9 protein-coding genes are annotated in these 7360 nt (G+C 62.3%); 8 read left to right on the forward strand and 1 reads right to left on the reverse strand.

What is annotated here, in order from left to right:
- Positions 1-3 precede the first annotated feature (3 nt).
- Complete coding sequence (locus VGG89_17915) at positions 4-459, reverse strand: hypothetical protein (protein HEY1978430.1); 456 nt, start codon at positions 457-459, stop codon at positions 4-6.
- 63 nt (positions 460-522) lie between these two features.
- Here VGG89_17915 and VGG89_17920 point away from each other — a divergent pair, with 63 nt between their 5' ends.
- The 8 genes from VGG89_17920 to VGG89_17955 all read left to right on the forward strand — a co-directional run.
- Positions 523-996: a hypothetical protein gene (locus VGG89_17920; GenBank protein HEY1978431.1), complete on the forward strand. Its 474-nt coding sequence runs from the start codon at positions 523-525 to the stop codon at positions 994-996.
- A 124-nt stretch (positions 997-1120) separates the two neighbouring features.
- Positions 1121-2044 (forward strand): signal recognition particle-docking protein FtsY, encoded by a 924-nt coding sequence (gene ftsY / locus VGG89_17925; GenBank protein HEY1978432.1) that lies wholly within the window; start codon positions 1121-1123, stop codon positions 2042-2044.
- An 84-nt stretch (positions 2045-2128) separates the two neighbouring features.
- Positions 2129-3178: a recombinase RecA gene (recA, locus tag VGG89_17930; protein ID HEY1978433.1), complete on the forward strand. Its 1050-nt coding sequence runs from the start codon at positions 2129-2131 to the stop codon at positions 3176-3178.
- Positions 3179-3196: 18 nt separating this feature from the next.
- On the forward strand, positions 3197-3673 hold the full coding sequence (locus tag VGG89_17935; GenBank protein HEY1978434.1) for a regulatory protein RecX: 477 nt from the start codon (positions 3197-3199) through the stop codon (positions 3671-3673).
- 58 nt (positions 3674-3731) lie between these two features.
- Entirely contained in the window at positions 3732-4109 is a 378-nt protein-coding gene (locus VGG89_17940; GenBank protein HEY1978435.1) for an antitoxin Xre-like helix-turn-helix domain-containing protein, read from the forward strand.
- The gene (locus VGG89_17945) at positions 4110-4718 is read left to right on the forward strand and encodes an RES family NAD+ phosphorylase (GenBank protein HEY1978436.1); all 609 of its coding nucleotides are present in this window, start codon (positions 4110-4112) and stop codon (positions 4716-4718) included.
- Positions 4719-4947: 229 nt separating this feature from the next.
- Positions 4948-6684: a S53 family serine peptidase gene (locus tag VGG89_17950; GenBank protein HEY1978437.1), complete on the forward strand. Its 1737-nt coding sequence runs from the start codon at positions 4948-4950 to the stop codon at positions 6682-6684.
- Between the two features lie 76 nt (positions 6685-6760).
- On the forward strand, positions 6761-7360 hold a 600-nt coding region (locus tag VGG89_17955), incomplete at its 3' end, for a response regulator transcription factor (protein ID HEY1978438.1).

The raw sequence follows: 7360 nt of genomic DNA on the forward strand, positions 1-7360 counted from the left end.
AGGCTACGGCGAAACCCAGTCGTTTTGCCACTTGGCGACTTGTTTTTGCCACGCCGCACAGGTTGCTCCGTCGTCGGTTGCGCGGTAGGTGACGGCGCATTTTTGCAGTTTCCGCGCCGCAAGCTCGGTGGTCGCCTCGGGGTAGTCGTGCGTCGTGGCATGTTCCAGCCACGCTTTCCAGGTGGCCAAAAGTGCGTCTGCGTACATCGGTCGCGACGATGGGCAGAGCTTCGAATAGTTAACGTCTCTGTTGTATCGCGCGGCGGATTGGGCAACGTGATCCGGTGATGGACTGTAAGGGCTAGCGAAATCGTCCGCCACTTTCGTGTTCGTTTCAAGGTCTTTCGCAAACGCGTCGATGTATGCCGAACACTCCGAAGACGTCGCAGCGCGCACCGTCACGGACCAGAGTGCCGGCTGAAGGGTAACGAACGCTAGGAGAAAGACTGCAACTCGCATCGATCTCGCTGCATTTCCAACGCAGAGGAATGTTCCTTTTTAAGCAGCCTAGCTATTTGGAGAATGAAGATGATTCGTCGCTCGTTTTTCTCAGCGGCAGCGTCGGCGGTCGCACTCAGTGCGTCGGCCTTCCATCCTGCGGGCGCCGCTGAAAGCGGACCGTCGTTCCCAGAGCCCGATCCTATCGCCGTCGACCAGGCAACGGTCGATCGCGCGCGTCGAGTGCTCAATGGCGTTGCAAGCAATACGCTCGATCGTACTGAATTGGCACCGGAGTTGTCTTCGTTCGTGCCTCCCGAGTTCTTCACAAAAGGAGCCGCTTTTGTTAGCGCGCTCGGGGCACCCCAGTCGATGTACCCGTTTGAAAAGCGGATTATGGCAAACGAAACGTCGACCTATTTCCGCGTTCGTTATCCGAAGGAAATCCTGACGTGGGTCTTCTCCGTTAACGATGCCGGTCGAATCGTCGGGCTTAGCCTACGGCACAGTCCAAACAACCTGATCTTTAACGCCGTCTACCGCGAAATCGCGTACTAACGCGAGGCCGCGATCGCACGGGTACTCTATCGGGCGGGGGAGAGCGGCCAAGCAGAGCCATAGGTAGCGCTTGGCTTGGACTATCGAACAGGAGTTCGATAGTCCGTGGGGAAGACTCTGGCCCGTGAGCTTCATTCAACGGCTGCGGGCATCGCTAGGCAAGGCGCGGGATGCGTTCTCGGCCGTCCAGCGTTTGGGCCGTGCGGCCAAGCCCCTCACCGACGAGTTTTGGGACGAGCTCGAAGAGACGCTGATCCTGGCCGATTTCGGCGTGCCCACCACGCAGAAGATCGTCACCGGGCTGCAGACCGTCTCGAAACAGGAAGCCTGGAAAACGACCGATCAGCCCGTCGCGCGTTTCCGAAAGGACGTCGAACGCTTTCTGACGATTCCGGGCGCAGAGCTCAATCTCGCCGCGCATCCGGCGGTCGTGCTGATCGTCGGAGTCAACGGCAGCGGTAAAACGACGACGATCGGTAAACTCGCAACGCGTTTGCGCCGCGCGGGTAAACGCGTGATGCTCGTCGCCGGCGACACCTTTCGCGCGGCCGCAGCGGAGCAGTTGGCGATTTGGGGGCAGCGCAGCGCGAGCGAGTTGATCCGCGGCGCCGAAGGCGCCGATCCCGCGTCGGTCGTCTTCGACGGCATTCGCGCGGCAAAAGCGCGCAACGTCGACGTCATCCTCGTCGATACGGCCGGCCGGCTGCAGACCAAGACCAACCTGATGGAAGAGCTCAAGAAGATCCGGCGCGTCGTCGAGCGCGAGCTCGGTGAAGCACCGGCCGAAACGCTGCTCGTGGTCGACGGCACGACCGGGCAGAACGCGATTTCTCAAGCGAAGCTATTCAACGACGCGACGCAACTGACCGGAATCGTCATCACCAAGCTCGACTCGACGGCCAAGGGCGGCGTGCTGGTCGCGATCGTCGACGAGCTCGAGGTGCCGATCAAGTTTGTCGGATTGGGGGAGTCGGCCGACGATCTGCGGCCCTTCGTCGCCTCCGAGTTCATCGACGCCCTGTTCGAAGAAGAATCCGCAAACGTGTGAATCACAATGCCACCCACTTGGCACTCCGGTGTGAGAGCGTGATAGACAACAGAACAACGCCACATTCATTAAGAGAGGAAGAAGATGGCAGCGCAAGACGAACGGCAGGTCGCCCTTAGCAATGCCCTCGCGCAGATCGAGCGGCAGTTCGGTAAGGGCTCGATCATGCGCATGGGCGAATTTAACGAGCGCATGGCCTTTGAGGTCGTGCCCAGCGGCTCGATCGCACTCGATCTCGCGCTCGGCGTGGGCGGCTTCCCGCGCGGGCGCATCGTCGAGATCTACGGACCGGAATCCAGCGGTAAAACCACCCTCGCCCTTCACGCTATCGCCGAGGCGCAGAAAACCGGCGGCACCGCCGCGTTTGTGGACGTCGAGCACGCGCTCGATCCCAACTACGCTGCCGCGTTGGGCGTCGATCTCGACAATCTGCTCGTCTCGCAGCCCGATACCGGCGAACAGGCGCTCGAGATCGCCGAGATGCTCACGCGTAGTAACGCCGTCGACGTCGTCGTCATCGACTCGGTCGCCGCGCTGGTCACCAAAGCCGAGCTGGAAGGCGATATGGGCGACGCACACGTCGGTCTGCAAGCGCGGCTGATGTCGCAGGCGCTGCGTAAGCTCACCGCCGCCATCTCCCGCAGCAAGACGGTGATGATCTTCATCAACCAGCTGCGCGAGAAAGTCGGCGTCATGTTCGGCAATCCCGAAACGACGTCGGGCGGGCGCGCGCTGAAATTCTATGCGTCGGTGCGGCTCGACGTGCGCAAGCTCGAAACGATCAAGGTCGGACAAGACGTCGTCGGCACGCGTACCCGCGTCAAAGTCGTCAAGAACAAAGTCGCGCCGCCCTTCCGTCAAGCCGAGTTCGACATTACGTACGGGCACGGCATCTCGAAGATGGGATCGATCCTCGACGTCGCGCTCGAACAGAACATCGTCGGCAAGAGCGGATCGTGGTACACCTACGGCGATCAGCGCATCGGTCAAGGCCGCGAAAACGCCAAGGCGTTCCTCGAAGAGCATCTCGATCTCGCCGGCGAGCTCGAATCGAAGATTCGCGAAGCGCTCCAAAAAGTCGCCTCGACCAACGGCAAAGCTCCCGCAGTTGCCGCGGTGACGACCGAGGAGTGAACCCTTCGACAGTTCAGGATGACACGTAAGGCATACGCTGCCGCGCTTGGGTTGTTAGCGCGGCAGCGTCTCACGCAAGCGCAACTCTGGCAGCGTCTCGAACGCAAAGGCTTTGACGATGACGCCATTCGCGATGCCGTCGAACGCTGTAAAAGCGATGGCTTCGTCGACGACAAGCTGTTCGCGCGGCTCTACGTCACCCAGAAGCGCAAAGCGGTCGGTGACGTGCGGCTGATCGGTGAGCTCGTCAACAAAGGTGTCGATCGCGATGCAGCGGCGCAGGCCGTCGGAGCGCTCGAGGGCGGCGAGCGCGAACGCTGCGCCGCCGCCTTCGACGCAATGACCACCCGCAATGCGGCCCTGGCCTACCCCTCGGCAGCCAGGAAGCTCGAGCGTCTGGGCTTCCCCGCATCGACGATTTATCGCGTGCTGCGCGAGCACGCGGCCGCCTTTGGACCGCTCGCCGGCATCGATCTCGAAGGCCAGAGTGGCTAGATTGCCATAACTTTGGTATAATATGGCAATCCTGCCATGATGGCCAAAAGGAAGTCCAATGCTCGCCCGCGACCCCCAACGCCAAACGGCGATCTCTTCAAAAGTCGCGCTCGACGCCCTAGCTCGGGTCGCGGATCGTTGGAAACTCAAGCAGCAAGATCTCCCGGCGCTGCTCGGTACGAGTCCGAGAACCGTGCGTGCGTGGTACAAATCGCCGCCGGCACGCCTCGGTCCGCACGTTTTGGAGCGAATCAGTCACTTGTTGGCCATCTATAACGCGCTCAACGCAATCTTCGGCATGCCCTTTGCCGACGAGTGGATCCATCAAACTAATCGTGCGTTCGGCGATCGCGCGCCGATCGAGTTGCTGCGATCCGGCGGGTTCACGGAGCTGGTCGATATCCGCCGCTATCTCGACCAGGCGATGCTCGGCTAAATGACCTTTCTCGACGACACGTTCACGCGGCTCGCGTATCCGCTGCAAACTCCGGCGCTACTCGCGCTAGCCCAAACGCCCGAGGAGCAGCGCCAAATTCTCGCGTTGCTGCAGCTCACCGGCCCTGTGTCCGGCGAAGCCGATGCTTACGTACGGCGGCCGTTTGATTTACCAACCGTGAGCCGGTTTAGCGACGGAAGCTATGGCGTGCTCTACGCCGCGAATTCGCTGATCACGGCAGTGCGCGAGAGCGCGCATCATCTCGCGCGTTTCTTCGCCGACGGAAACGCGCCGGAAACGCAAACGCGCCGCACGCGGCTTGAGATGCACGTGCGCAGCCGGGTTATCGATATCCGGCGCAGCGTACGGCCGCGAGTGACCGCTGCGATCTACGATCCCGACGACTACCGCATCGCCCAGGACTATGGTCGCAAAGTCCGGGCGCGTACGCACGCGCTACACTACGACAGCGTTCGGAACCGTCACGGGGGACATTGCGTGGGCGCGTTCGTGCCGGAGGTGGTCGTCGGCGCCGCCATCGCCGGCGAAGTTGGCCTTGTCTGGAACGGGCAGCGTTTCGTCGAGGCCCACGAGATCGTGCCGCTCTAGCGGGCCGCATCCCGATCGCGAGGTAGCCGGGGGCCTGGGCGAGTAAGGGCTGCCACCCTTTGGGTATAGGTAGTTCGATAATTGCCTCGTCCTGAAGCTAGGAGAGCACATGCATAGATCATCCCGCGCTACTGCGTCGGCTCTGATGCTGGCGTTGGCGCTTTCTGCTTGTAGCGGAAGCTCCTCATCGATCCCCACCGCTTCTACTGGCGGTGGCCCCGCGATTTCAATGCCGAGAACGGTCGGAGCGCTCGCGGTCAGAGATCTCGGAAGACGGGCTCCCAAGGATCCCGTCAGCGTGACCCTCGTTCTCAATTACAATCACCAAGCGGATCTCGATCGCTTCGTGGAGAGACAGGGCGGACCGCACGGTGCGCATCATTTCCTCACGCGTGCGGAGTTCAACAGTCGCTACGCTCCGACGCCGCAGCAAGAGCGAGCGGTCCTCAAGGCCCTCACACGTGCCGGATTCACGGTCACGCAGCGTTTCTCGAATCGCACGATTGTCGACGCAACCGCACCTAGCCGCGCCGTGGAGAGATTTTTTGCGACGCGGATGCACACGGTCGATCAAGGCAAGTACGGGCGGCGCTTCGCGCCCGCAACGCGCGCGACCATTCCGGCGTCGATCGCATCCTTCGTGCGTACGGCTTCGCTGAGCAACATCGTCATCGCACGGCCGATGATCGACGACTCGTCGGTTCAATCGCCGGATCGTTGCATTTTCGGAAAACATTGCAGTACGCCGACGCCGTCGCCCAGGCCGACGGCGACGCCGACACCCAAGCCGACGCCGACTCCAACGGCGGCACCGACGCCTACACCGACGACCGGGCCGACGGCAACGCCGACGGCCGCGCCGACCCCGACGCCGACGGCTACGCCGGCAGGCGGATGTAACGGTGCGGCAGCCGATAACGGGCCGCTTACGAACTCGAGCGGTACGCTGGCGACGGGCGTTGCCAAGCCGTTCGACTTTCCGGTACAGCACGGTTGCAACGGCGCCGGTTACACGGCAGCCGTCGTGATTGACGACCCGATCAACACGAGCTACGTCGCCACGTATCTGTCGGCGTCGCAAGTGACGCAGACCGGCACGATCACCAATGAAGCCGTCGACGGCGGCGGCAGCGGTGACGATCCCGAAACCGATCTCGACGTCGAGACGATCTCGGGACTCGCGCCGGGTGCCAACATCATCGTCTACGATATCGGTTCGCTCGCGGATCAGAATATCGAAGACGCGTACAACAAAGTGCTTACCGACGGTAAGGCTGCTGCGGTCAACTCGTCGTTCGGCGGATGCGAATCGAGCGACACGTCGTTCGAAAGCGCCACCAACGCGATCGCGCAGCAAGGCGCCGCCGAAGGCGTCGAGTTCTCCGCGTCGTCGGGCGACACCGGTTCCAACGAATGCAACAGCGGTCTGTCCAAAGGCGTGAGCGCGCCGGCCGGCGACCCCTACTTCACATCCGTCGGAGGCGTCAACTTCACCGACAATAGTTCCGGCGTGCTGACCAGCGTCACGATGGGATCGGCGTCGTGTAGTGACGGCTTCGTTACCACGTGTTCCGGTGGCGGCGGCGTCTCCACGGTCGTTGCGTTCCCGAGCTGGCAAAGCGGGATCGCAGGCATGATCACGTCGGGCCGCAACCAACCCGATATTTCGCTGCCGTTCTTCCCGGTTGCCGTCTACACGGGCGGGAGTTGGGGCGAGTATCTTGGTACGTCGTGGTCGTCGCCCGCTTCGGTGGCGCTGTTCATCGAAACCGACGAGCTCCACGGGGCGAAGATGGGCTGGTTGAACTCGACGATCTACAGCCTGTTCTCGCAAACCGGCTACAATAGCTACTTCACTCCGTGCACATCGGGTAAGAACGGAGCGTATACGTGTAGCGCAACGCAGTACAATCAAGCCGCGGGCATCGGTGCACCCAAGGGCTGGGCTTTGGCCAACGCCCTCTAGCGCAGCGGTTCGCGCAAACCTCGAGCGAGGTGGGGCATAGCCCCACCTCGTTTGATTTTGGGGCACTCACGAAAGCATGCCCCTTCAGACCGTCGTCGTCGCCGAAGACGAAGAGCCGATTCGCGAGTTGGTCGCCCATCATCTCGAGCGCGAAGGCTACGCGGTCGTTCGCGCCGCCGACGGCAACGCCGCGCTGCGACACGCGCGTACGTGCGGCGATTTGCTCGTTCTCGACATCGGTTTGCCGGCGGTCGGCGGCCACGACGTTATGCGCACCTTACGTCGCGAAGGCCGGTATCTGCCGATCGTGATGCTCACCGCGCAGACCGACGAGATCGATCGCGTGATTGGCTTCGAACTCGGTGCCGACGACTACGTTTGCAAACCGTTTAGCCCTCGAGAGCTCGTCGCGCGCGTTAAAGCGATCTTGCGGCGTAATGGCGCCCCGGCGCCGCTCGAGCGCGCCGTGCTGCGCTTCGGTCGTTTAGAGATCGACGAGCGCGCGCGTGAGCTGCGCGTCGACGGCATCGAGGCGAAGCTCAAGCCGCGCGAGTTCGCACTGCTCGTCGAGCTCGCGAGCAATCCCGGCGTCGCGTTCTCGCGCGAACGGCTGCTGCAGAAAGTTTGGGGGTTCGATTTCGCCGGCGACGAGCGTACCGTCGACGTGCATATCTAT

The sequence above is a fragment of the Candidatus Baltobacteraceae bacterium genome, assembly GCA_036488875.1.
Taxonomy (GTDB): domain Bacteria; phylum Vulcanimicrobiota; class Vulcanimicrobiia; order Vulcanimicrobiales; family Vulcanimicrobiaceae; genus JAFAHZ01.